Raw genomic sequence first — 23,110 nt, forward strand, 5'->3', positions numbered from 1 at the left:
CTGAGCCGGGAGGGCCGTCCCGGCGGGAACGGAGAATCCGACATGACCGTGCTGACCCTCACTCCGCGTACGCTCGGCCCGCTGCAGCGGGTGCTGCTGGTGGCCCTGCTCGCCCCCGTCCTGGCGGTGGCCGTGCTGGCGACCGTGCCCGCCCTGCTGGTGCTGCCCTTCCTCCGGGACGGGGACCGGCGGGTGGCCAGCCTGCTGCGCACCCACACGGCGGCCCTGTCCGCCCTGCTGGCGGGGAGCCGTCCGGACCCCGCCGGACCTCCGGCGGGGCCGCGCCGACGGGGTCGGTCGTGAGCCCGGGCCGGGGCGGGCCCGGGGCCGGAATCAGGGCCGGAGTCAGGGCCGGGGCCGGGGCGGTCGTGCGGCCGCCGCGCGGGCGAGGTGCGGGAGGAAGGCGGTGACGGCGGGAGGCGCGGAGCGGGTCCGGAGCGTCGCGGTGCGGACCAGGCGGACCGGGGTGTCCTCGGGGTGGAGCGGGACGAGCGCGATGTCCGGTCGGGTGGCGCGGGCGGCCAGGGCGGGGATCAGGGTGGCGCCGAACCCGGCGGCGACCAGGCCGAGTTTCGCCGTCCAGGCGCCGACCTCGTAGGCGATCCGGGGCTGGAAGCCGCTGCGGACACAGGCGGCGAGCAGGGTGGACTCGGCCCGGCTGCTGGCGGCGATCCAGGGCTCGTCGGCGAGTTCGACGAGCCGCAGCCGCTCCCGGCCGGCGAGCGGGTGGTCCGGGGGGAGGGCCACCAGCACCGGGTCCTCGGCCAGGGGGCGGAGGTCGAACAGCTCGGTGTCGTAGGGGTGTCCGGGGTAGCCGGCGACCACCGCGAGATCGATCGCGCCGTCCCGCAGCCGGTCGAGCAGTTGTGCCGAGAGGCCCTCGGCGAGGGAGATGCCGATCCCCGGATGCGCCGTCCGGAAGGCTGCCAGCGCGGCCGGGACGAGGGCGGCGTTGGCACTGTCGAAGGCGCCGATCCGCAGGCGGCCGAGGCCGAGGCCGGTGAGCGCGGCGAGGTCGCGGCGGGTGCCGTCCAGCCGGTCCAGCAGTGCCTCGGCGTGCGGCAGCAGCGTCCGGCCGTGTTCGGTGAGGCGGACGCCGCGGGCCAGCCGGTCGAACAGCTGGACACCGAACTCCGCCTCCAGGGTCGCGATCTGACGTGATATCGCGGACTGGGTGAACCCCAGCTGCTCGCCGGCGGCGGTGAACGAGCCCAGTCGGGCGGTGGTGCGGAAGACGTCGAGCCAGGCCATGTCCATTCCGCATGGCTACCATGCGGGACAATCGCTTGTCGCCTGGCTCGGCGGTTCCTAGCGTGGAGCCATGGAGAAGATCGCATTTCTGGGCCTCGGCCGGATGGGGCTCCCGATGGCCTGCCGACTCGCTTCCGGCGGCTATCCGTTGACGGTGTGGAACCGGACGCCCGGCCGGGTGCCGGAGCCGGTGGAGGGGCTGGTGGAGGCCGCGGACCCGGCGGCGGCGGTGCGTGGCGCGGGCGTCGTGGTCACCATGCTGGCCGATCCGGCGGCGCTGGCGGCCGTCGCGCGGCAGATCGTGGCCGAACTGGAGCCCGGCACCGTGTGGGTCGACATGTCCTCGGTGGGCCCCGGGGCGGTGGCCGAGGTGAGGGACCGACTGCCGCACGGCGTGGGCCTGGTGGACGCACCGGTGCTGGGCAGCGTCGGACCGGCCGGGACCGGCGGGCTGACCGTCCTGGTGGGCGGCGGGCCGGTGGACGTGGAGCGGGTCCGCCCCGTGCTGGAGCGGCTCGGCCGGGTGGTCGACTGCGGTGGCCCCGGGGCCGGTGCGGCGCTCAAGCTGGTGGCGATCGGGGCGATCGTCGGGGGAGTGGCGGTGGTCGCCGAGGCGCTGGCCCTGGCCGGATCGCTCGGCCTGCCCGAGGAGTTGGCGGCCGGGGTGCTCGCCGCCGGGCCGCTCGGGGGGCTGGTGGCACGGGCCCGGGCCGTCGACGCCGACTTCCCGGTGCGGCTGGCGGCCAAGGACCTGGCGCTGGCGGGCGGCGGGCCGGTGCTCGGCGCGGTGCGCGAACGGCTGCTCGCCCACCCGGAGTTGGCCGAGCTGGATCTCGCGCGCTGGGTGGACGCGGTCCGCGCCGGGGGCTGAGGGCGGTTCGGGGGCCGGCCGGGCCGGGTGCTGAGCCCGGCTCGCACGGGCAGGCCGTGCCGCGGGCCGGGGTGTCCGTCCGCCTCGGGGGAGGACGGGCACCCCGGCCGCGGCCGTCAGCCGGCCCAGCGGGTGACGGCGAAGCCGGAGCCCTCGCGCCGCACCTCGGCGGCGCCCGTCCCGGCGAAGTGCGCCGGGACGACCAACTCGTGCTGGTCGGCGGCCCGTTCGAGGACGCTGCGCCGGGTGGCCGCGGCCATGGCCGGGTCCTCGCAGAAGCAGCTGTTGCACTCGGGGCGGGCCAGCTGGAGCGGGCTGTGCAGCAGGTCGCCGACGAACACCGCCCGCTCGCCGCGCGAGTCGAGCCGCAGGACCGAGGAGCCGGGGCTGTGGCCGGGGGCGGGCTCCAGGGTGAGGGCCTCGTCGAGCCGGACGCCCTCCGTCCACAGCACCGCCCGGCCCGAGCGGACCACCGGCTCGATGCTGTCGGCGTAGAGCAGCCGTCGCTCCTCCTGACGGGTCGCCGGACCGGCGCGCCCGGGCCCGTCCGGGGCGAAGGAGGCGTGGTCGGCGGCCGGCAGGTAGTAGACGGCATTGGGGAAGGCGGGCACCCATTCACCGTCCCGCTCCACGGTGTTCCAGCCGACGTGGTCGGCGTGCAGATGGGTGTTGACCACCACGTCGACGTCCTCGGGCCGCACGCCGGCGGCCGCGAGCAGGTCGAGGAAGTCGCTGTCCCGCTCGTGGAAGAGCCGGTTGTGCGGGCGTTGCCTGCGGTGCCCGACGCCGGTGTCGACCAGGACGGTGCGGCCTCCGTGGCGGACCACCCAGCTCTGCAGGGCGCCGAGATGGGTGTCGTCGGCGCGGTTCCAGTGGTCGGGTGCGAGCAGCTCCGCGTTCCGCTCCCAGTCCTCGGGCGTCGCGCCGGGCACGATGTCGGCGGAGGGCATGAACGCCCCCTCCCACTCCCTGACCCGCAGTACCTCGGCCTCGCCGAGCACGATCCGTTCCATGGTCCCTCCCGTGGTGCCGTGCGCTGTCGTTCCGTCGACGATTCCGATCCTAGGAGGGGTCTACTGAGCGGTTCAATGCGCGAATGACTCGATCCGATATGTGATCGGCTCACCGATGTGCCGCTGCGGCTATTCTGCGGGCATGGACGTGGTGAGCGACGCGATCGCGGCGGTCCGGATCGGACGGCCCTCCTCCAACCGGCTGCGGGTCGGCGGGGCGTGGTCGGCCCGGATCCCCGCCTACGAGGGCGCCGGCTTCCACGTGGTGCTGGAGGGCGGCTGCTGGCTGCTGCCGGACGGTGGTGGGCCCGTCCGGCTCGGGGCGGGGGACGCCGTCCTGCTGCCGCACGGGACGGGCCACGTGCTCGCGTCCGCGGCGCTGGACCGGGACGCGGCGGCCCTGGCGGTGCCGATCGAGCGGCTGCTCGCGGCGGCCCGGCCGACGCCGCCGGTGCCGGAGGGCCCGCACGGCGGCGCTCCAGGGGCGTTGCCGGTGCTCGGTGCCGTGAGCGGGTCGATCGCCGAACTGCTCTGCGGGAAGTACCGCTTGGAGCACAGCCGGACGCACCCGCTGATGCTGGAGCTGCCGGACGTGGTGCATCTGCCGAACCGGGTCGGGGCCCACCCCCAACTCCGGGCGGCGGTGGATCTGTTGGGTGGTGAACTGGCCGCCGACGGGGCCGGTGGGGCGTTGGCGGTGCCGAGCCTGATCGATCTGCTGCTGGTGTACATGCTGCGGGCCTGGCTCGCGTCGCCCCCGGACGCGGGGGCGGAGCCCGTCGCGGGCGGCCGCTGGCCCGCCGTGCTCGGGGACCGGGTGGTGGCGGGTGCCCTGCGGGCCCTGCACGAGGATCCGGCACGGGGGTGGAGCGTCGAGGAGCTGGCCGCGAGCACGGGTGTCTCCCGGGCGACGCTGACCCGTCGGTTCACCGCCCTGGTCGGCCGGGCGCCGATGGCCTACCTGGCCTGGTGGCGGATGACCCGGGCGGCCGCGCTGCTGCAGCAGACCGCCGATCCGCTGGACGTCATCGCCCGGCGGGTCGGTTACGCGACGCCGTACGCGCTCTCGCACGCCTTCAGCCGGCAGTTCGGGACGACCCCGGGCCGCTACCGGGACCGGATGGCCGCCCAATTCGCTGACGGATGATCAAACTCTTGAACGTTTGAGTGTGACCGCCCTGTCCCTGTCAAGAGGGCCTCGTGCTGCCGTCGGGGTGGCGGTATGTGCAGCGAACGATCGTTTGCCCACCAGGTACGTACCAGGTCACGGCTATTGATCGTGGGCGATTCGTCCTTTTCTGTCATGTCCTGTCAGGTCTTGACTCGGAGGATCCTCCAAGTTTCAACCCCTGGTTGGTGTTCATGAAGATAACGAATGGGCAGGGATTCCTCGGAGCTTGAATTTACTTATTGACGACACAGGACGGCGCCGGGTTAACTCCTGCCACCTCGCCGCAGAGTTGCGGCCCCTGTCACGGAGGCATCCACCCCATGAACGCAACGATGCGTCGCGTCCTCGTCGGCACCGCCGCGGTCTCGATGGCCCTCTCGCTGGCCGCCTGCGGCAAGGCCGGCGGCGACAAGAAGGACAGCGCGAGCTCCGGGGACTCCAAGTCCATCGGCCTGCTGCTGCCGGAGAACGCCTCCTCCACCCGTTACGAGTCCTTCGACCGTCCGTTCATCGAGGCCAAGGTCACCGCCCTCTGCCCGGACTGCAAGGTCCGCTACAGCAACGCCGAGGGCAGCGCGGCCAAGCAGAAGCAGCAGTTCGACACCCTGATCGCCGAGGGCGTCAAGGTGATCGTCCTCGACGCCTTCGACGCCAAGTCCACCCAGGCCTGGGTCAAGGAGGCGGCCGGCAAGGGCGTCAAGGTCGTCGCCTACGACCGCCTCGCCACCGGCCCGGTCTCCGCCTACGTCTCTTTCGACAACGAGAAGGTCGGCGAGCTCCAGGGCCAGGCCCTGCTGGACGCCCTCGGCGCCAAGGCCGCGGACGCCAACATCGTGATGATCAACGGTGACGAGGCCGACCCGAACGCCGCGCTGTTCAAGTCCGGTGCCCACAAGGTGCTGGACGGCAAGATCAAGAAGGTGGTGTACGAGCAGTCCGGCGAGTGGAAGCCCACCGTCGCGGGCCAGAAGACCGGCGCCGCCATCACCCAGCTGGGCAAGGACGGCTTCCAGGCCGTCTACTCCGCCAACGACGGCATGGCCGGCGCGATCATCACCCAGCTCAAGGCGGCCGGTGTCAACGTCCCGGTCGGCGGCCAGGACGCCGGCCTCGACGCGATCCAGCGGATCGTCGCCGGGGACCAGGCCTACACCATCTACAAGGCGTACAAGCCGCTCGCCGACAGCGCCGCCGAACTCGCCGTCAGCCTGCTCCAGGGCAAGGACGTCAAGGCCGTCGCCTCCGCCACCGTGGACAGCGACACCGACAAGGGCATTCCGGCCAAGCTGCTGGACCCCAAGGTCGTCACCAAGGCCAACATCACCGACACCGTCGTCGCGGACGGGCTCTACAAGGCGGCCGACATCTGCACCGCCGACTACGCCGCCGCCTGCGCCGCCGCCGGCCTGAAGTGACCCCGGGCCGCTGACGTCCGGCCGCCGACGGTCGGTGGCCGATGTCCGGCGACCGACCCCCGGCCGGCGTGGTCCGGCAACCGACCCCCGGCCGGCGTGGTCCGGCCGCCGACGGCCGGCCGACGTCCGTCCGGCGCCCTCGCGCGGCGCCGGACGGCGGCCCGCCCCGCCGTCGCCCCCCGTTCCCACCCCTCCCCTCCCCGCCACGCACACCCCCGCAGGAGATGGTTCACGTGACAGGCGCACCCGTACTGGCGCTGCGCGCGGTCTCCAAGCGCTTCGGCGCTGTCCAGGCACTCACCGACGTCGACCTCGACGTCCACGCCGGTGAGGTCGTCGCGCTGGTCGGCGACAACGGTGCCGGAAAGTCCACGCTGGTCAAGACGATCGCCGGGGTCCACCCCATCGACGAGGGCACCATCACCTGGGAGGGCCGCCCGGTGCGGATCGGCCGCCCCCAGGACGCCCAGGCCCTCGGCATCGCGACCGTCTACCAGGACCTCGCGCTCTGCGACAACCTCGACGTCGTCGCCAACCTCTTCCTCGGCCGTGAGCTGCGTCGCCGCGGCACCCTGGACGAGGTCGCCATGGAACGGCGCGCCAAGGAGCTCCTGGACACCCTGTCGATCCGCATCCCGAGCGTGCGGATCCCGATCGCCGCGCTCTCGGGCGGCCAGCGCCAGGTGGTCGCCATCGCCCGCGCCCTGGTCGGCGACCCCCGGATCGTCATCCTCGACGAACCGACCGCCGCCCTCGGTGTCGAGCAGACCGCGCAGGTCCTGGACCTCGTCGAACGGCTGCGCCAGCGCGGCCTCGGCGTCATCCTGATCAGCCACAACATGGCGGACGTCCGCGCGGTCGCCGACACCGTCGCCGTGCTGCGGCTCGGCCGCAACAACGGCGCCTTCCCGGTCGCCGGGACCACGCCCGAGGAGATCATCTCCGCCATCACCGGCGCCACCGACAACGCCGTCACCCGGCGCCAGGCACGCATCGCGGAGGAAGCGAAGTGAGCACCAGCCAGACCACCCCCGTCGCCGACACCCCGGCCCCCGCCGTCGACCCCCGGCTGCTGGTCCGCCAGGGCGGCGTCGCCGGCTACGCCGACGAGTTCCGCCGCAAGATCCGCAGCGGTGAACTCGGCGCCCTGCCCGTCGTCCTGGGCCTGATCCTGATCGCGATCATCTTCCAGAGCGTCACCGGCCACTTCCTCCAGGCCGACAACCTGACCAACATCACCAAGTGGATCGCCGGCTACGGCCTGATCTCGGTCGGTGTCGTCTTCGTCCTCCTGCTCGGCGAGATCGACCTCTCGCTCGGCTCGGTGGCCGGCGCCTGCGCCGCCGTCACCTCCGTGCTCGCGGTGCGCCAGGGCCTGAACGAGTGGCTGGCGATCCTCCTCGCCCTGCTCACCGCCGGTGCGATGGGCGCTCTGCACGGCTTCTTCTTCGCCCGCATCGGCGTCCCCGCGTTCGTCGTCACCCTGGCCGGCATGCTCGCCTGGAGCGGCCTCCAGGACTACGTGCTCGGCAAGCTCGGCACCGTCAACAACATCAACGACGGCGTCGTCGCCCACCTGGACAACTACTTCCTCGGTGACGGCGACATCCTCTTCGCCTGGCTGCTCGCCGTCGTCGCCGTCGCCGGGTACGGCGCCGCCCAGGTGCTCACCGCCCGCCGCCGCACCGCCGCCGGCCTGCCCGCCAGGCCGGTGGGCGAGATCGCGCTGCGCACCGGCGCCCTGGCCGTGGTCGCCCTGGTCTCCGCCTGGACGCTGAACCAGGACAGCGGTCTGCCGCTGCCGCTGGTGGTGCTGGTCGGCGTGGTCGCGCTCACCGACTTCGTGCTCCGCCGCACCTCCTACGGCCGGCAGATCTTCGCCGTCGGCGGTGGCATCGAGGCGGCCCGTCGGGCCGGCATCAACGTGGCCCGGGTGCGGATCTCGGTCTTCATGATCTCCGCGATGCTGGCCGGCCTCGGCGGCCTGTTCATCGCCTCCCAGCAGGGTTCGGCGGACAAGCTGCTCGGCAGCGGCAATGTGCTGATGAGCGCGATCGCGGCGGCCGTCATCGGCGGGACCAGCCTCTTCGGCGGCCGGGGCAGCACCTGGTCGGCGCTGCTCGGCATGCTGGTGATCCAGTCGATCACCACCGGACTGGACATGGTGCACGCGGCCCAGGCCATCCAGTACATGATCACCGGTGCGGTGCTGCTGGCCGCGGTGGTGCTCGACTCGGTCTCCCGGCGCACCCAGAAGTCCGCCGGCCGGGGCTGAGCCCGGCGACACGCCCTGAACGGCCCGGTCCCCACCCCCACGGGGACCGGGCCTCCGGCGTGCCCCGGCCCGTCCGCCCGGGTGCCCCGGCGCCGTCCCGGTCGTCCCGCTCGGGACGTTCGTCCCTGTCGCCGGGCCCGTCCGGCCCCGCACCCTGGACTGCGGGCCGCCGACCCACGAAGTCCGGCCGCCCCGACGAACCCGGGCCCCGAGTGTGAGGACGTACCGCCGCCCATGCCCGCCGAGACGATCGTGCACCGTCTGGTCGACGCCTTCTTCACCCACTGCCAGGAGTGCGGCGAACCGCGTGACAGCAACTGCCACCCCCGCGCCCACTGGCGCCTCTACCTCGACCTCGACGCGGAGACCCTGACCCGGATCCGCCACTGGGCGCTCGACCCGGACAGCCCCGTCGGTACCGAGACCGAACGTGCCGTGCTGCTGCACTGGCTGGACGCCCAGGAGGCCTGAGCCCCGGCGCCGGCGCCCGTCGTTCCCCCGTTCCGGCCGCCGCGCCGGTGCTGCGGACCCGCCGGCGGCACCTCCGCTCGGCAGGCCATGACCTCCGAGGTAATCGACCCTCCGCACCCCCCGGGGCAGGGTGATCAACACCGGCCGGGAAGATCCCCGGACCGGTGCTGACACCATCGGAGGGGTTCGACATGACCGCAGTTCGCAGGCCCGCCCGCCGTCCGGCACGCCGCGGTCGGACCACCCTGTTCGCGGCCGCGACGGCCGGCGCGGTCGCGTTCGGTACGGTCGCCGCCACCGGCGCCACCGGCGCCACCGCCGGCACGGGCGACCCGGCGGCGCCCGGCGCGATCGCCGAGTGCGCGGGTCTTGAGCGCGAGGTGGAGCGGCTGGAGGGCCGGTTCACCCCCAACGCCTGTGCTTTCGTCCGCCGCCAGATCGCCTTCGGTGCGACACCGACCGGCACCGCGCCGAAGGACGGCGAGTTCGAGCACCCCCGGGTCCTGGCCTACCGCTCGGTCTTCGACGACTCGGCCACCCTCTGGGAGGCCGGCGGCATCCCGCAGCGCGGACCGGAGGCGATCAGTGCCGCGATCATCGGCTCGCTGCAACTCGTCCCGGACTTCCGCTACCGCGGCACCGAGGTGGTCGCCGACGGCGCGGTCGTGATGTTCGGCCAGTGGAACGAGGCGACCGTCAACGGCCACCCCGTCGCCTTCCCGCAGATCGCCCGGAACGTCCTCTCCGACGACGGCCGGACGATGCAGGCCCGCCGCTACTACGACCGGTACGAGCTGGTCCGGCCGGTCGCGCCCGAGCTGCGTCCGCTCTTCGCCGGCGTCGCGGACCCGGCCGGCCCGGCCGGTCGCCCGGGCCGGCACGGTCCGGAGCCCTTCCGGGCCGGGGAGATCACAGCCCGGCTCGCCGCCTGGAACGGCGAGGACGTCGCCGCGCTGGTCGGCCGGACGGCCGGCGCACGGCTCGAAGGCCCCGGCCTGACCGCTCCGCTCGGCACCACCCAGGGTGCGAGCGAGTACCTCCGGCGGCTCTTCGCGCAGGCCGACGTCCGGTTCGAGGCGGGCCAGGTCGCCTTCGGCCGGACGACGACCTTCGTCGAGTGGCACGGGAAGGCCGTCCCCGAGTGGAGCAAGGACCCGGTGACGGGGAAGGGGACGGAGGTGCCGTTCGGCATCGTCGAGCGGTTCGGGCCCAAGGGCGAGTGGGAGCTGTCCTTCGACACCCTGCCGCTGATCGCCGACCGGGCCACGATCGGGGCGCTCTACAAGCGGATCCTCCCGCCCACCCCCGCTCGCCCGTTCTGACGCGACCGGGCCCGTCCTGAGGCGACCGGCCGGTCCCGGCCGTGCGGCCCGTCAGCGCCGCCCGGCCGGGGCCGCGCGCCCGGCGTCGGCCGGCCCGGCCTGCGGGTGCTGGTCGAGGGAGTCCGCGCGGAAGTCGCCCGCGAGAACGGCACCGTCGGGGATCCGAGGCCCTAACCCCCGCCACGCCGGGCGAGCTCCAGGGCCTCGCGCAGGTGGCCGTCCGCCGCGGTGAGCAGCCGGGCGGCGGTCGGGGCGCCGACCCCGGCGAGGACGACCAGGACGGCGGCCTTCGCGTCCCCGCCGGTGGCCGCCAGGGCCCGCCGCGCCGTCTCCTCGTCCGCACCGGTGATGTCGGCCACGATCCGCCGTGCGCGCTCGCGGAGCTTGGCGTTCCCGGCCCGGACGTCGACCATCAGATTTCCGTACGTCCGACCGAGCCGGACCATGACCGCCGTCGAGATCAGGTTCAGCACCAGCTTCTGCGCCGTGCCCGCCTTGAGCCGGGTGGACCCGGCCAGCACCTCGGGCCCGGTCTCCACCTCGATCCCCAGCTCGGCGGCCGCGACCAGCGGCGACCCGGCCGTCCCCGCCAGCCCCACGCCCAGCGCCCCGGCCCGGCGCGCGTCGCGGACCGCCGCCACCGTGTACGGGGTGCGCCCGGAGGCGGAGACGCCGACCACCGTGTCCTCGGGCGTCAGCGCGAGCGCGGCCAGGTCGGCCACCGCCAGCTCCGGGCGGTCCTCCGCGCCCTCCACCGCGCGCACCAGCGCCGCCGGGCCGCCCGCGATCAGCCCGACCACCAGACCGGGGTCGGTGCCGAAGGTCGGCGGGCACTCGCTCGCGTCCAGCACCCCCAGTCGCCCGGCCGTCCCGGCGCCCGCGTAGACCAGCCGCCCGCCCCGCCGCATCCGGGCGGCGACGGCGTCCACCACGACGGCGATCCTGGGCAGCTCCCGGGCCACCGCCCCGGCCACCGTGCGGTCCTCGGCGTTCAGCAGCCGCAGCAGTTCCGGCGTGTCCATCCGGTCGATCCCGGCCCACTCCGGTCGGGCCGCCTCGGTGACCGGCCGGTCGGTGTTCTCCATACGCTGCCCCTCCCCGCCCGCGCCCGCCGCCAACCGGACGGGGCGGGACGGAGACCGCGACGGGCCAGGGGGTTGGCCGCCACGCCGGTGGAGCGCTCTTGGTCGTGCGCGCGCCGCCGGGCCGATCCTCGCCGCCGGGCCGTTCCTCGCCGCCGGGCCGTTCCTCGAGAGCCGGGGTCGTCCCGCCGCCGCCGACCTGGGTCTCCCGGTCGCGCAGGCCGTTCCTCGAGAGCCCGCCCCGTCGGAAGGGACGTCAGCCGAAGAGCTTCAGGGCCAGCGCGGCGATCCCGGTGCCGGCCAGTACGAGACCGCCGGCCGTCAGCAGGGCGCCGCGCTTGACGTTGGCGTCCTTGAACCCTCCGTAGGTGCTGAAGTAGAGCACCAGGCCGTCCGCGCAGATCAGCGCGCCGGTGATGAGGAGGACGAACCCGACGCTGATGTAGTCCCAGTCGTCGTGGAAGACCCGCTGGAAGTGCCCCGGGTTGCGGGAGGCGAGCAGACTGCCGGCGACGGTGAGCAGGGCGGCTCCGGCGGTCGCCAGCCCGAACTGCTTGGCGATGCGTTCCAACATCAGTACTGCCCTGCCTCTACTGGGAATCGGGAAAGCCGCTGCCGGACGTGCCTGAGGTGGTGCGGGGACCACTGCTCCCGGACGGACACCCGCACGAGGGTCTCCCGGAGCCGGTCGACCTCGCGGAGCACCGCCCGTTCCTCGACCTGGATCCGGGACCGGAGCGGAGCGACGGACACGCGGCCGAGCACGGTGGCGGTCGTCAGGAGCGCGACGGCCGCCGCCGTGCCGAGGACCGGCCAGAGCGGTCCCGACCCGGCCGCGGCCGTGCCGAGGACGAGGGCCACCGCGCCGCCGCCGACGACGACGGCCCGCAGGACCAGCAGGTACCGCAGTCTGGCCCGCTCCGGTTCGAGCGCCGTGTACCGCCCCTCCGCCTTCACCAGGTCCTCTTCGAACCCGCCGCGCCGCTCGCGGCGGTCCCCGTGGTCCCCGCGCTCACCGGCGACCACGGCCGGCCCCGTTCCGCTCCGGGAGGAGCAGTTCCTGGACGGTGCGTCCGAGGTTGCGGCGGAGCGGGCCCAACTGAGGGTCGTCCAGCAGCGACCGCTGCGCGCCGAGCCCCGGAAGCGGCTTGTACCGGATCAGCCGGGAACTCATCGGGACCACGGCGATGCGCAGCCGGGTCTCCTTCTCCAGGTCGCGCATCAGTCTGCAGAACCTCGACTCCGCGCCGGGCCCGCCCGGTCCGCCGGGGATGTAGTAGTCGCGGGCCTCGTCCAGCCGGTCCCAGTAGAGGTCCGCTTTCGAGACGACGACGGCGAGCCACTCCAGCCGCTTCGCGACCTCCTTGTCGATGATCCGGTAGACGAGTTCCCGGAAGTCGGCGCGCTCCTTCTCCAGGTGCCACTCGCGCAGGTCCTCGGCGGTGACGGTGCCGTGCTCGTACTCCAGGGTCTCCTGGACCTCCTGCTGGACACCGCGGTGCCAGATCCGGTTGTGGCCCCAGCAGGTCACGTAGATGATGCCGCGCGGCGAGGCGTCGCCCAGCATCGTCTCCCGCATGGCCTGCTCGCGCTCGTGCGATGCCTGACCCGGGATCACCACCACGGAGAGGCGCAGTTGCTTGGCGCCGTCGATCCGCAGCAGGCTCTGGTGCTTCTCCGGACGGGGACTGATGGTGCTGTCGCTCGCGCCGCCCCGGTAGGCGAGGGAGAGCGACTTGTAGAGCACCGTCTTGCCGGCGCCGGGCTCGCCGAGGACCGCGATCGGGTTCACCGAGGCCCCGAGGCCGGTGGGTGTCAGCCGGACGCCCTCGTCGTCCTCGTCGTCGCCGTTCTCCACCGCCTCGTAGGCGTCCTGCCAGCGACGGCGAAGGTCGTCCCACACATCGGTCATCTCCCCCACCCGGGCGTGAGTGTGTACTGCCCCCTCAGGGTAGCGGCCGGACGTTCGCCGGGCGTCTCGATTCCGTCCCCGCCCGGACACGGAAGCATTCCATGTCGCGGTCTCTGCTGAACGGTCAATTGTTCTGTTGATCAATGCAGTTGATCGTTCATCGGCTCGACTCCGCCGGCGTCGAACTGGCTCTCGCGGGGCACGGAACGCCGCCCCTCGCCCTTCGGGGAGGCAGGGACGGCGTTCCGCGGTGTGGGGGGTGGGGGTCGGGTGGGGCCGTCAGGCCATCCAGAAGAAGACGGCGGTCATCCGCCGCTCCTCCAAGGTCAGGCCGTGGTACGAGGTGGCGCTGTGGATCAGGTTGGCGTGGTAGACGAGCAGGCGGTTGTAGCGGTTGGGGACGCGCACGTCCTCGGTGAAGGCGTCGGCCGGGACGCGGCGGGTGCCGAGCGCCTCGACCAGGTTGTTGTGGGGGGCGGTGACCAGGTTGCCGCCGAGCCGGCCGCCGGGGAACTGCTGGCGGTAGAAGCCGGTGCCGGCGTCCTTCGGCGCGCCGGGGCTGAGGTAGAGCACGGCCGCGAAGCGGCACAGCGCCCGGGAGTCGGTGTGCGGACGAGACTCCGACTCGGCGGTGCCCACCAGTTGGATGCAGTTGTGGTTGAGGGTGCCACCGCCAGGAGCGCTCTGCACCCAGAGCCGTGACGCTCCGGTGGCCTTGCGGACGAGCGCCTCCACCCGGGCCAGTTCGTCGGGCTCGAGACCGGGCATGGTGCGCAGTCCGGGCCAGGACTCCGGTCGGTAGGGGTAACCCTCGGTCCAGTCGTTGCGGTCGAGGCAGCGGCGGCGGACGCCGTCCGGGTCCGGCAGGACGTCGTCGAACACCCAGTAGTCGCGGCCGGGTGTGGGCTTGCGGTAGGGCAGCACCGGGAGCGCGGCTGTCCGTCCTGGGCCTGGGGGCAGTGGAGGCATGGGCCGACCATAGGAGCGAGGGTCCCCAACGTTCTGCCGTGAGCAGGTCAACCTTTCGTCAAGGTGTCCGCGGACGGAGGGTGGTGGCGCGGGAGGTGAGGAAAGGAGAGGGGACGGGAGGGGCGGTCAGCAGGAGCCGTCGGCGAGCACGTAGTAGCCGGGGCCGGTCCGGCGCAGGGTGTGGACGGTGAAGGTGTTCCAGAGCCCCATCGCCTGTCCGGAACCGAGCGCGTACACCAGGCCGCCGCTCAGGGTGGCCCGCCCGGCCGCCACCTGGTGGTAGTTGTCGGTGGTGTAGCACGGTGCCGGGCCGCCCGGTGCGGTGACGGTGACGGCGGCCGACCGGGTGCCCGCGGTGCCGTCGGCGGAGACCGCGGCCACCGCGTAGCCGTAGGCCGTGCCGGCGCTCAGACCGCTGTCGGTCCAGGTGGTGCCGGTCGGGTCCGCGACCGGGGCGCCGTCCCGGAAGACCCGGTAGGAGGCGGCGCCGGTGACGGGCTGCCAGCCGAGCGCCACGGTGTCGCCCCCGGTCGCGGTGGCCGTCAGCCCGCTCGGCGCGGGCAGCCCCGGGACCGTCGGCCCGCCGCCGTCCAGGCCCCAGAAGAGAGCGGTGTGGTAGCCGGAGCAGATCGCGTCCAGGAAGTACGCGCCGGTGGCCCCGCACCTGTCCGCTCCCGAGCCCGGGGCTACGGCCAGTCCGTGCCCCATGCCCGCGATCGAGTACAGCGCGACGGCGGGCCGCCCACCGGCGTCGTCGTAGCGGGTCTCGGTGGTGCCGCCGGGCAGGCTCCGGGTGCCGGAGGGGCTCTGGCCGATGCCCCACACCTCCGTCCACTGGTCGCGCAGTTCGGTGGCGTTGACCGGCCGGACGGTGGTGTCGGCCGTGCCCTGCCAGATCGCCACCCGGGGCCAGGGCCCGGGGTGGCCGGGGTCGGCGCGGCGGACCTTCTCCGCCCACTGGGCGGGCGTGAGCCGCTGGTCGTTGTTCTGGCAGGACGAGGCCGCGGACAGGGTGGCGGCGCAGTGCGCGGGCGGACCGGCGTCGACGGCCCCGCCGGCGAACACGTCCGGGTAGTCGGCCAGCAGGTCGGCGGCCATCCCGCCCCCGGCGGACAGGCCGGTGACGAACACCCGGCCGCGGTCCGTGCCGAAGAGGTCCCCGGCCCTGGTGACCATCTGGAGCACGGAGGCGGCCTCGCCGACACCGCGGGCGTTCTGCGCGGCGTCGAACCAGCGGAAGCAGGAGAGCGGGTTGTTGGTGGTGCCGGTCTGCGGGAAGACCACGGCGAAGCGGTAGCGGTCGGCGAGTTCGGGCCAGCCGGAGTGCCGGTAGTAGTCGTCGGCGGTCTGGGTGCAGCCGTGCAGGGCGACCACCAGGGGCGCGCCGCCGGGCAGCGCGGCCGGGGTGTAGGTGTACATCGCGAGGTTGCCGGGGTTGCTGCCGAACCCGGTGACCTGCTGGAAGGTGCCGTTGGTGGTGGATCGTGCGGAGGCGGAGGCGGAGGCGGAGGTGGCGGCGGGGGCTGGGGCGTGGGCGGGCGTCGGCGCGGTCGCGGCCGTCGAGGCGGTGGTGGGGAGCAGCAGCGTCGCCGCGGTGAGCAGCGCGACGAGGGCTGCGCGGGCTGCGCCGCCCGCCCGGTGGACGCGGCGGTCGGTCGGCGGGGCGGTCGATGGAGCGGTCGGCGGGGCGGTCGGCGGGGCGGTGGGGGACACGGCCATGGGGGACTCCGGGTGGGGGAGGAGTGCAGGACCTTGCCGTGCAGCGTGCCCGGGCCCCTCCCCGGTCGCCATGGCGCCAACGGCCGTCCCCCGGTGCCCGGTCGTGGGTGGTGCCGCCATGGCGGTACCACCCACGACCGGGGTGGGGTCAGGCGCCGGGGCTCAGCGCCGCGGCGACGAGTCCGCAGACGGCGACGAAGCCGCAGATCCCGAAGTTGACCAACTTGTGCGACAGGAAGACGGCGGCGAACTCGCGGATCGTCGCGCTCGGCCAGTAGTACCGGGCGGTGGGGGAGCCGCAGACCTGGCCGTTGACCCCGGTGGTGCGGGCCGTCAGGGCGGCCCGGAAGGCATGGAAGTTGTTGGTGACGACCACGCAGCGGTAGTCGGGCTTCGACCGCTCCATGATCTCCTTGCTGAACAGCAGGTTCTCCTCGGTGGTCCGGGAACGGTCCTCGCGCTCCAGGTGCTCGGCCGGGAAGCCGCGTTCGAGCAGGTAGTCCGCCATCGCGTGCGACTCCGGCACCTTCTCGTCCGGACCCTGGCCGCCCGAGGTGATCAGCACCGGCGGGTTGCCCCGTGCCGACTGCAGCTCGTAGAGCGCGCGGCCGAGGTCGAGCCGGCTGGCGAGCAGCGGCGGCACCCGGTCGCCGCCGATCAGGCCCGAGCCCAGTACCACCACGAAGTCCACCTCCTTGCGCGGCAGGTGGCGCTGGTAGAGGAAGGCGTAGCCGACGAAGCAGACGAAGAGGAAGGACACGTAGCCGACCACCAGGAGCGCGGTGGCGGCGAGGACGCCGAGGCGCGGGGAGTCGGTGACGACGGCTGCCCCGAGCAGACCGATCAGCCCGATGATGCCGAGGCCGGCGAGCAGCGAGAGCAGGTTCGCCGGGCGTCGGCCCTCCTTGCGGATCATCGTCACTCCGTTGGAGAGGAGGAACCAGACCAGGGCCACCGTGCCGACCGTCGGCAGCAGGGCGATGACGGCCACCGTCAGCTCGGCCACCAGGGTCGGCGCCCGGCGCACCTCCGCGATCAGCGCCAGGGCCAGCAGCGACACCCCGATACCGAGCAGGACGGCATTGCTGAACTTGCGTCGGTCGCGCAGGACTCCGATTCCGCAGAGGAGGAAGAAGAAGGCCGCTGGGGCATAGGCGATCATGTGCGTATCGTAGGGTCCCGCCGGGCGGCCCCGACCGCGGCCTCCTCGGCTGCGGGAGGCGCCCCGGTGACCTGGGGGCCGGTCGCCGCCGGGCCCTTGCCCGAGGAGTGCCGGCCGTCCGCCGGGCCGCCCGCCGGACTCTCCGTCAGGCCGTCCGCGTCGGTGCGGCACCCGATCCGGCGGACACCCGGGACGACGGCGGCCCCGCCACAGGCCAGCGCTACCAGGGCGGCCGTGACGAGCAGTGGCCCGGTGCTCCCCCAGGCGTCCGCGGCCAGCGGTGCGAGCGTGTACCCCAGCGGGGCGGCGGCGAGCGACAGCAGCCAGTCGTAGGAGGTGACCCGGGCCAGCACCTGCGGCGGGAACTCCTGCTGCACCACGGTCTGCCACACCGGGTTGAGGAAGCCCAGCCCGGTCATCGCCAGGGCGTACGAGGCGACGGTGACCGGTGCGGGCGCCGTCACTGCCAGGGCGACCAGCGGCAGCGCGTACAGGGCGAGGCCGAGGGAGGAGACCAGCAGCGGGCGCCGGGGCCGGAACCGGCCGGCGAGCAGCGAACCGGCCAGCACGCCGAAGGCGGCCGCCTGGGTCATCGCGATCCACACGCCCTCCCCGCCCATCCGCCGGGAGGCGATCAGCGGTCCGAGGGTGAGCAGGACGGCGGCTGCGCCGTTCCACACGGCATGGCCGATCAGGCTGGTCCAGTACCAGTCGCGCGAGCGGACCTCGCTCCAGCCCCGGACCAGGTCGGCGCGCAGCGACGACCTGCGCTCGGCCGGGGCACGGCGCACCTTCAGCCGCGTCAGCAGCGCGGCGCTGACCAGGAAGGAGGCGCCGTCCAGCAGGAACGCCCAGCCGGGGCCCGCGGTCAGGACGAGGAGGCCGGCCAGCGCCGGGCCGCCGAGCCGGGCGCCGTTGACGGCGGAGGCCAGCAGGGCGTTGGCGCGCAGCCGCTGCGGACCGTCCACGGCGGCCGCCACCAGCGGGCTGGCGGTCGGCATCGCGAACGCCGAGGCGATGCCGCCGACGGCCTCGGCGGCCGCGACGGCGGCGAGGCTGGGCCGGTCGCCGAGGAGTTCGACACCGACGGCGATCTGGGCGACGGCCCGGACCAGATCGGTGACGAGCGCGACCAGCCGGGGGTCGACCCGGTCCCCGACGACGCCGCCCAGGGGGAGCAGCAGCAGGCGCGGAACCATCGCGCAGCCCAGCACCAGGGCCAGCGCGGAGGAGGAGCCGGTCGCCCGGGTGACGGCGATGGCGAGGGCGGCGGGGACGACGGCGTCCCCCAGGGTGGAGATCGTCCGGCCGAGGAAGAGCAGTCGGAAGGCGGGCAGGCGCAGCGGGTGCGGGTGGTGGGTCGAAGTCACGGAAGCACTGTATTTCGGTGCCGAAATTTCGTCAACGAAATATCGGGAACCCGAAAACCCCTGGTCGGGGGCCGCCTAGACTCGGGGGTATGACACCCGGGACACCCGCGACGCACCGGGCGGCGGCCGACCGGCCCCGCGACTGGACCGACGGCCACGTCGACCGCTGGCGGCCGGTGCTGCCGCACCTGGATCCGGACGTCGAGGGCGCCGTCACCCGGATGAGCAAGCTCACCCGGCACCTCGGCCGGGTCCGTGAGCAGGGCGTGGCCGACTACGGACTGCAGAAGCACGAGTTCGACACCCTGCACGGGCTGGCCGGCCGCGGCGGCCGGGCCACCCCGTCCGAGCTGCGCGCCGACCTCGGCCTGGCGCCCGCCTCGGTGACCGGGCGTCTGGAGGCACTGGAACGGCGCGGATTCGTCGTCCGCACGCCGTCCAGCGACGACCGCCGCCGGGTCGACGTCGAACTGACCGAACAGGGCCGACTGGCCTGGGCGCAGGCGCTGGACGTGGTCGGCCGGGAGGAGCACCGACTGCTCGGCGTGCTCTCCCCGGCCGAGCGGCACCAGCTCGCCGATCTGCTGCGCCGGGTGCTGCTGGCCGCCGAGGGGCCGCCGCCGGAGCCGGGATCGCGTACCGGCCCGCAGCCCGGCGCCGACCCCCGGCTGGGCCCGGCGGCCGCGGCCTGGACCTTCTCCGGCACCGAGCCCAGGACCGACCCCCCGGCGGCCGACTGGCACGGCCACGACTGAGGCCGGAGGCCATGGCCGATGACGGAGCCGGAGCCATGGCCGGAGCCGGGAGCGGAGCCGGAAGCCGTGGAGCCGGGAGCGGAGCCGGGGTCAGCTCCAGGGGCCGACCGTGAGCCGGATCCTGGCGTCGGGGCCGAGGATCGGGCGGGTGGTGGCCGGAAGCGGGACGTGGGCGAGCCAGGCGTCGGCGCGCGGGTCCTCGTCCGGCAGCGGCGGGCCGCTCGGGTGGAGGTCCCGGATCGCGCCGTCCACCTCGGAGTTCCAGTGCGCCCAGGCCGCCGGACGCGGGGAGTCGGTGTCCACGTCGACGATCAGGGTGTCCGCGAAGTCGGCGGTCTGCTCCAGGTGGTCGCCGAAGCCGAAGAACCCGTTGTGCTCCTTGAGCCCGAGCACCCGCAGGTCGAGCGCGAACCGCACCGGCTCGCTCGCCCCCGGCCGTGTCCCGTCCACCGCCCTGTCCACCGCCGAGCGCTCCGCGTCCTCCCGCGGCGGGAGCAGCTTGCTGGAGAGGAAGGTGGTCGCCAGCTGGACGGCGCCGTCCCGGCCGGCCCGGGCCTGACGGGTGGCCGCGGTGGGGTCGGAGAGCTGGATCGGGCACCAGTGCGGGGCGGCACGTTCGTGCAGCAGTACCGGCAGTCCGCGGACCTGGAGCCGCACCTCGGCCTGCCAGGTGACGTCCGGGTCGCGGTCCGGCAGGGTCACGCCGACCAGGTCGACCCGGGCCCGCAGGTCGCCGAACAGGAAGCGGCGCAGGTTCTGGTAGCCCTCCTCGGAGTTGACCAGTCCGTACCGGCCGCTGTGGCTGCGGTGCGTGAACGCCCGGTTGGCCCCGGTGACCTGGGCGTTCTCGATCTGCACCAGACCGTCGCTGCGCGGGCCGACGGCCGAGGCGGAGATGCCGTGGGCGACGTCGTAGTCCTCGGAGTCGGTGCCGATCATGCAGAAGATCCGGTCGAGCGGGAACCCGCCCGCGGCCTCCTGTGGCGTCCCGCTGCCGTCGTCGTCCGGCAGGTCGACGGCCCGCCAGCCGTCCGGCGGCCCGTCCGGAGCGGGATCCGGCGTCAGGTATTGGTACATCCGGTCGGGTCCGAAGACGTCCGAGCCGTTCAGGGCGAAGGTGTCGCGCAGGAGTTCGGGGACGCCGAAGCCGACCGCGAAGGTGATGCCGCCGTGCGGCGTTCCGTAGGTGAACAGTTTGGACACGTAGTCGGTGGCGCGCTTTCCCCGGCGCTGCTCGGGGATGACCTTCTGGAGCAGGCAGCGGCAGATCAGTCCGCCCATCGAGTGGGCGACCAGGTGGACCCGCGGCGCGCCGGTGCGCTCCCGCAGGTCCTCGATCAGCCGGAGGAGGTCCTCGGCGGCGTGCTCCAGGCTGAACGCCTCGGGTTCGCCGCCCCAGGTGCCGGAGCAGCGGTCGTAGAAGCGGTGGATCCAGATGCTGTCGGGGCGGATGTCCTTGGGGTGGTTCGCCAGATAGGCCTCCTGGCCGCCCTCGACGAGGACGTGGTAGCCCTCGTCGGTGAGCAGGCGCACTAACGGGCTTTCGAACTGGTAGAAGACGGGGGAGTCCTGGCGCCCGACGCGGATGTGCGTCGAGCCTTCGTTGAATCCGTAGAACGGATCCGTCACGGCCTTCTCGATCCCGGGGGTGCCACCGGCGTATCCCCGGACATAGACGATCGGGAGTCTGGAGGACGGCGTACTCATGGCCGGCCTGCCCTCTCGGCGGCCGGTACCGGCCGGCACCGGCCGACCCGTTGATGTGGGAGCTTCTTCCTCCCAGTGTCGGCCGCCGGGGCGGCGCTGTCACCCCCCGTGTTCGGACCGTTGATGGGTCGTCACTGCCCGTCGCGACCAGGGATGTCGGACCGGCCGACCTGCCGGGCGGGGACGGTCGGACGGTCGGGCGGCCGCGGGGCAGTCCGCGGCCGGACGGCTCGGACGGATCAGCGACGGTCGGGCGGCAGCAGCGCGGCGAGTCCGTCGAGGATGCGGTCGAGGCCGAAGTCGAACCGGGCGTCCAGATCGGGGCCGGTCAGGTCGTCGGCCATCGCGACGAGGTTGGGGAACTCCGCGGCGGGCAGTGCGCGGAAGCGCTCGGCGGCGGCGTCGGCGACCTCGCGCCGCCCGGCTCCGGCGGTCTCGGCGGCCGCCATCGGGGACTCCTCCTGGAGGACGAAGCCCTGGACGTACGCGCCGAGCAGATAGGAGATCATCGCGCTGTCGGCGGGGGAGAAGCCGGCCTCCCGCAGCCGGTCGAGCTGGTCCTCCATCAGCCGCAGCAGGTGGGGGCCCGGGGCGAGCCGGCCCGCCACCACCTTGGCCGCGTCCCGCCTGCCCAGCAGGTGGGCGCGGTAGCGCCGGCAGTAGCCGCGCAGCTGGGTGCGCCAGTCGCCGGTGCGCGGCGGGGCCTCGGCGTCGGCCATCAGCGCGTCGTTGAGCAGGTCGAGCAGTTCCTCCTTGTTGCGGACGTGCCAGTACAGCGAGGCGGCCCTGACCCCGACCTCGGCGGCGACCTTGCGCATCGACAGGCCGGCCAGGCCCTCGCGCTCCAGGACCCGCAGGGCGGCCCGGGCGAGGGCGTCGCGGGTGAGTCCGGGCTGGGCGGCGTCGTCCTCGTCGGCAGGCATGAGGTCCTCGCTGTTCTTCGGGCGGAGCGGGCCGGGCCCGAATTCCAGTTGCAATCTAACACCGTTAGGGGCACGCTGTCCCCCGTCGAACCCGCCCCTAACGCCGTTAGGGATCCCGGGGGCACGCAGGTGTCCCGGGAACACGAGAGAGGAACACCCGATGGGGGAGAGCGGGGCGCCGGACGTCCGGCGCCGCCAGCGGCTCGCGCTCGCGACGCTGTGCACCACCATGTTCATGTCCATGCTGGACAACGTCATCGTCAACAACGCCCTGCCACGCATCGGCGAGGACCTCGACGCGGGCATCACCGGCCTCCAGTGGGTCGCCGAGGGATACAGCCTGGTCTTCGCCGCGCTGCTGCTCACCGGTGGCGCGCTCGGCGACCGGTACGGCCGCACCGCCGTCTTCCGGCTGGGCCTGGCGCTGTTCACGCTGGGGTCGGCCGCCGGGGCGCTGGCCGGAACCACCGGGGCCCTGGTCGCCGCGCGGATGCTCCAGGGTGTCGGCGCGGCCCTGCTCACCCCCGGCAGCCTCGCCATCCTGCGGCACGTCTTCACCGACGAACGGGAGCGCACCCGGGCCATCGGCCGGTGGTCCGGCGTCTCCGCGCTCGGCCTCTCGGTCGGCCCGGTGGTCGGCGGCCCGATGGTCGAGGCCTTCGGCTGGGCGAGCGTGTTCTGGATCAACGTCCCGATCGGCGTCGCCGCGCTCGTCCTGTCGGCCCGGGTGCTCCCGGCCGTCCCGGGCCGGGCCCGGCGGATCGACCTCGGCGGCCTCGTGCTCTCGGCGCTCGGCCTGGGCGCGGCCGTCCACACCCTGGTCGAGGGTCCGGACCGCGGCTGGACCGACGGCCGGGTGCTCACCACGGCGGCACTCGCGGTGCTGCTGCTGACGGCGTTCCTGCTGCTCGAACTGCGGACCGCCGAGCCGATGCTCGATCTCCGGCTGTTCCGCGACGGCGTGCTGGGCGGCGCGCTGCTGGGCGGATTCGCGGTGAGCTTCGGAATGTTCGGCGCGCTGTTCTTCCTGCCGCTGCTGATGCAGGGCGTCCTGGACTGGTCCCCGACGGCCGCCGGTCTCGCCGGGCTGCCGATGACGGCCATGATCGTCGTCGCGGGCCCGCTCTCGGCGCGGCTGACCGGCCGGTACGGACCCCGGCTCCCGCTGGTCCTGGGCATCGCCCTGTGCGCGGTCGGCCTCGCCGGTCTCTCCCGCTACGGCGAGAACGCCCACTACGCGGAGTACCTGTGGACGCTGTTCGTCCTCGGCCTGGGCCTGGGGACGACCTTCACCCCGGTCTCGATCGCCGTCCTGCAGCGGGTCGCCCCGGAGCGGATCGGCACCGCCTCGGCGACCGTCAACACCCTGCGCGAACTCGGCGGAGTGCTCGGCATCGCCGTCCTCGGCGCCGTCCTGACCCACCGCCTGGCCGGCTCCCTGGCCGGCCTCGGCCTCCCGCCCGAGGCCCTGACCGCCGCCACCGCGCCGGGCGCGGCCACCGCCGGGCTGCCCGGACCGGTCAGGTCGGCCGTCGAGGCCGCCTTCACCGACGGTATCCAGCTCGCCCTGCGCTGCGGCTCCGCCGCCCTGGCCCTGGCCGCCGTGCTGGTCGCCCTGCTGCTGCGCCGGGCCGCGCCGGGCCCGGCGGGACCGCGGGGCCCGGCCGGAGCCCGGCCCCGCGCGCAGGCCCCGGCCGGTGCCCGGCCGGAGTGAGGGAGCGG

The 23,110-nt window shown here is 74.1% G+C and carries 21 protein-coding genes and 1 pseudogene; 10 read left to right on the forward strand and 12 right to left on the reverse strand.

Annotated elements, in window-relative coordinates:
- The first annotated feature begins 42 nt into the window (after positions 1-42).
- Positions 43-303, forward strand: a complete 261-nt coding sequence (locus tag ACIPYS_RS24910) for a dTMP kinase (RefSeq protein WP_400749692.1) — start codon at positions 43-45, stop codon at positions 301-303.
- A 42-nt stretch (positions 304-345) separates the two neighbouring features.
- On the opposite strand, the gene ACIPYS_RS24915 is transcribed toward ACIPYS_RS24910, so the two are convergent.
- Positions 346-1,257 (reverse strand): LysR family transcriptional regulator, encoded by a 912-nt coding sequence (locus ACIPYS_RS24915; RefSeq protein ID WP_093863591.1) that lies wholly within the window; start codon positions 1,255-1,257, stop codon positions 346-348.
- A 64-nt stretch (positions 1,258-1,321) separates the two neighbouring features.
- Here ACIPYS_RS24915 and ACIPYS_RS24920 point away from each other — a divergent pair, with 64 nt between their 5' ends.
- Positions 1,322-2,122, forward strand: a complete 801-nt coding sequence (locus ACIPYS_RS24920) for an NAD(P)-dependent oxidoreductase (RefSeq protein WP_400749696.1) — start codon at positions 1,322-1,324, stop codon at positions 2,120-2,122.
- A gap of 116 nt (positions 2,123-2,238) precedes the next feature.
- On the opposite strand, the gene ACIPYS_RS24925 is transcribed toward ACIPYS_RS24920, so the two are convergent.
- Positions 2,239-3,135: an MBL fold metallo-hydrolase gene (locus tag ACIPYS_RS24925; RefSeq protein WP_093863593.1), complete on the reverse strand. Its 897-nt coding sequence runs from the start codon at positions 3,133-3,135 to the stop codon at positions 2,239-2,241.
- A 142-nt stretch (positions 3,136-3,277) separates the two neighbouring features.
- Here ACIPYS_RS24925 and ACIPYS_RS24930 point away from each other — a divergent pair, with 142 nt between their 5' ends.
- The 6 genes from ACIPYS_RS24930 (at position 3,278) to ACIPYS_RS24955 (ending at position 9,789) form a co-directional block, all read left to right on the forward strand.
- Positions 3,278-4,282 carry a cupin domain-containing protein gene (locus tag ACIPYS_RS24930; protein ID WP_400749699.1) on the forward strand — a complete coding sequence of 335 codons (1,005 nt, stop codon included), beginning with the start codon at positions 3,278-3,280 and terminating at the stop codon, positions 4,280-4,282.
- A gap of 344 nt (positions 4,283-4,626) precedes the next feature.
- Positions 4,627-5,721 carry a sugar ABC transporter substrate-binding protein gene (locus ACIPYS_RS24935; RefSeq protein ID WP_093863595.1) on the forward strand — a complete coding sequence of 365 codons (1,095 nt, stop codon included), beginning with the start codon at positions 4,627-4,629 and terminating at the stop codon, positions 5,719-5,721.
- 224 nt (positions 5,722-5,945) lie between these two features.
- Positions 5,946-6,734, forward strand: coding sequence for an ATP-binding cassette domain-containing protein (locus tag ACIPYS_RS24940; protein WP_078896788.1), 789 nt, complete (start codon positions 5,946-5,948; stop codon positions 6,732-6,734).
- On the forward strand, positions 6,731-7,996 hold the full coding sequence (locus ACIPYS_RS24945; RefSeq protein WP_400749704.1) for a sugar ABC transporter permease: 1,266 nt from the start codon (positions 6,731-6,733) through the stop codon (positions 7,994-7,996). Before ACIPYS_RS24940 ends, ACIPYS_RS24945 begins: the two co-directional genes overlap by 4 nt.
- Before the next feature lie 234 nt (positions 7,997-8,230).
- Positions 8,231-8,467 carry a hypothetical protein gene (locus tag ACIPYS_RS24950; RefSeq protein WP_093863597.1) on the forward strand — a complete coding sequence of 79 codons (237 nt, stop codon included), beginning with the start codon at positions 8,231-8,233 and terminating at the stop codon, positions 8,465-8,467.
- 191 nt (positions 8,468-8,658) lie between these two features.
- Positions 8,659-9,789 (forward strand): hypothetical protein, encoded by a 1,131-nt coding sequence (locus ACIPYS_RS24955; RefSeq protein WP_400749708.1) that lies wholly within the window; start codon positions 8,659-8,661, stop codon positions 9,787-9,789.
- Between the two features lie 170 nt (positions 9,790-9,959).
- Here ACIPYS_RS24955 and murQ read toward each other — a convergent pair whose 3' ends face one another.
- The 8 genes from murQ to ACIPYS_RS24995 form a co-directional block, all read right to left on the reverse strand.
- Complete coding sequence (gene murQ, locus ACIPYS_RS24960) at positions 9,960-10,874, reverse strand: N-acetylmuramic acid 6-phosphate etherase (RefSeq protein WP_400749711.1); 915 nt, start codon at positions 10,872-10,874, stop codon at positions 9,960-9,962.
- A gap of 253 nt (positions 10,875-11,127) precedes the next feature.
- Positions 11,128-11,445, reverse strand: a complete 318-nt coding sequence (locus ACIPYS_RS24965; RefSeq protein WP_093863601.1) for a hypothetical protein — start codon at positions 11,443-11,445, stop codon at positions 11,128-11,130.
- Complete coding sequence (locus ACIPYS_RS24970) at positions 11,445-11,897, reverse strand: hypothetical protein (protein WP_093863602.1); 453 nt, start codon at positions 11,895-11,897, stop codon at positions 11,445-11,447. Before ACIPYS_RS24970 ends, ACIPYS_RS24965 begins: the two co-directional genes overlap by 1 nt.
- Positions 11,884-12,783: a hypothetical protein gene (locus tag ACIPYS_RS24975; protein ID WP_400749715.1), complete on the reverse strand. Its 900-nt coding sequence runs from the start codon at positions 12,781-12,783 to the stop codon at positions 11,884-11,886. Before ACIPYS_RS24975 ends, ACIPYS_RS24970 begins: the two co-directional genes overlap by 14 nt.
- A gap of 279 nt (positions 12,784-13,062) precedes the next feature.
- Positions 13,063-13,752 carry a DUF6445 family protein gene (locus ACIPYS_RS24980; RefSeq protein WP_400749718.1) on the reverse strand — a complete coding sequence of 230 codons (690 nt, stop codon included), beginning with the start codon at positions 13,750-13,752 and terminating at the stop codon, positions 13,063-13,065.
- A gap of 126 nt (positions 13,753-13,878) precedes the next feature.
- Positions 13,879-15,471, reverse strand: coding sequence for a PHB depolymerase family esterase (locus ACIPYS_RS24985; RefSeq protein ID WP_400749721.1), 1,593 nt, complete (start codon positions 15,469-15,471; stop codon positions 13,879-13,881).
- A gap of 148 nt (positions 15,472-15,619) precedes the next feature.
- Positions 15,620-16,633 carry a YdcF family protein gene (locus tag ACIPYS_RS24990; protein ID WP_093863605.1) on the reverse strand — a complete coding sequence of 338 codons (1,014 nt, stop codon included), beginning with the start codon at positions 16,631-16,633 and terminating at the stop codon, positions 15,620-15,622.
- A complete protein-coding gene (locus tag ACIPYS_RS24995) occupies positions 16,630-18,003 on the reverse strand; it encodes an MFS transporter (RefSeq protein WP_400749725.1) in 1,374 nt (457 codons plus the stop codon). The genes ACIPYS_RS24990 and ACIPYS_RS24995 overlap by 4 nt, the downstream gene beginning before the upstream one ends.
- An 89-nt stretch (positions 18,004-18,092) precedes the next feature.
- On the opposite strand from ACIPYS_RS24995, the pseudogene ACIPYS_RS25000 reads away from it, so the two are divergent.
- Positions 18,093-18,614 (forward strand): annotated as a pseudogene (locus ACIPYS_RS25000) (MarR family winged helix-turn-helix transcriptional regulator); the annotation flags it as partial.
- A 234-nt stretch (positions 18,615-18,848) separates the two neighbouring features.
- Here the strand turns inward: ACIPYS_RS25000 and ACIPYS_RS25005 are convergent.
- A complete protein-coding gene (locus ACIPYS_RS25005; RefSeq protein WP_400749728.1) occupies positions 18,849-20,465 on the reverse strand; it encodes an esterase/lipase family protein in 1,617 nt (538 codons plus the stop codon).
- 239 nt (positions 20,466-20,704) lie between these two features.
- A complete protein-coding gene (locus ACIPYS_RS25010) occupies positions 20,705-21,442 on the reverse strand; it encodes a TetR/AcrR family transcriptional regulator (protein ID WP_159425129.1) in 738 nt (245 codons plus the stop codon).
- A 106-nt stretch (positions 21,443-21,548) separates the two neighbouring features.
- Here ACIPYS_RS25010 and ACIPYS_RS25015 point away from each other — a divergent pair, with 106 nt between their 5' ends.
- Positions 21,549-23,102, forward strand: coding sequence for an MFS transporter (locus ACIPYS_RS25015; protein WP_400749732.1), 1,554 nt, complete (start codon positions 21,549-21,551; stop codon positions 23,100-23,102).
- Positions 23,103-23,110 lie beyond the last annotated feature (8 nt).

The organism is Kitasatospora sp. NPDC089913, assembly GCF_044748625.1.
GTDB lineage: Bacteria > Actinomycetota > Actinomycetes > Streptomycetales > Streptomycetaceae > Kitasatospora.

Bases quoted from the DNA above. Each gene is read 5' to 3' on its own strand.
- ACIPYS_RS24910 (WP_400749692.1), top strand. From the start codon at position 43: ATGACCGTGCTGACCCTCACTCCGCGTACGCTCGGCCCGCTGCAGCGG.
- ACIPYS_RS24915 (WP_093863591.1), bottom strand. From the start codon at position 1,257: ATGGACATGGCCTGGCTCGACGTCTTCCGCACCACCGCCCGACTGGGC.
- ACIPYS_RS24920 (WP_400749696.1), top strand. From the start codon at position 1,322: ATGGAGAAGATCGCATTTCTGGGCCTCGGCCGGATGGGGCTCCCGATG.
- ACIPYS_RS24925 (WP_093863593.1), bottom strand. From the start codon at position 3,135: ATGGAACGGATCGTGCTCGGCGAGGCCGAGGTACTGCGGGTCAGGGAG.
- ACIPYS_RS24930 (WP_400749699.1), top strand. From the start codon at position 3,278: ATGGACGTGGTGAGCGACGCGATCGCGGCGGTCCGGATCGGACGGCCC.
- ACIPYS_RS24935 (WP_093863595.1), top strand. From the start codon at position 4,627: ATGAACGCAACGATGCGTCGCGTCCTCGTCGGCACCGCCGCGGTCTCG.
- ACIPYS_RS24940 (WP_078896788.1), top strand. From the start codon at position 5,946: ATGGTTCACGTGACAGGCGCACCCGTACTGGCGCTGCGCGCGGTCTCC.
- ACIPYS_RS24950 (WP_093863597.1), top strand. From the start codon at position 8,231: ATGCCCGCCGAGACGATCGTGCACCGTCTGGTCGACGCCTTCTTCACC.
- ACIPYS_RS24955 (WP_400749708.1), top strand. From the start codon at position 8,659: ATGACCGCAGTTCGCAGGCCCGCCCGCCGTCCGGCACGCCGCGGTCGG.
- murQ (WP_400749711.1), bottom strand. From the start codon at position 10,874: ATGGAGAACACCGACCGGCCGGTCACCGAGGCGGCCCGACCGGAGTGG.
- ACIPYS_RS24965 (WP_093863601.1), bottom strand. From the start codon at position 11,445: ATGTTGGAACGCATCGCCAAGCAGTTCGGGCTGGCGACCGCCGGAGCC.
- ACIPYS_RS24975 (WP_400749715.1), bottom strand. From the start codon at position 12,783: ATGACCGATGTGTGGGACGACCTTCGCCGTCGCTGGCAGGACGCCTAC.
- ACIPYS_RS24980 (WP_400749718.1), bottom strand. From the start codon at position 13,752: ATGCCTCCACTGCCCCCAGGCCCAGGACGGACAGCCGCGCTCCCGGTG.
- ACIPYS_RS24985 (WP_400749721.1), bottom strand. From the start codon at position 15,471: ATGGCCGTGTCCCCCACCGCCCCGCCGACCGCCCCGCCGACCGCTCCA.
- ACIPYS_RS24990 (WP_093863605.1), bottom strand. From the start codon at position 16,633: ATGATCGCCTATGCCCCAGCGGCCTTCTTCTTCCTCCTCTGCGGAATC.
- ACIPYS_RS25005 (WP_400749728.1), bottom strand. From the start codon at position 20,465: ATGAGTACGCCGTCCTCCAGACTCCCGATCGTCTATGTCCGGGGATAC.
- ACIPYS_RS25015 (WP_400749732.1), top strand. From the start codon at position 21,549: ATGGGGGAGAGCGGGGCGCCGGACGTCCGGCGCCGCCAGCGGCTCGCG.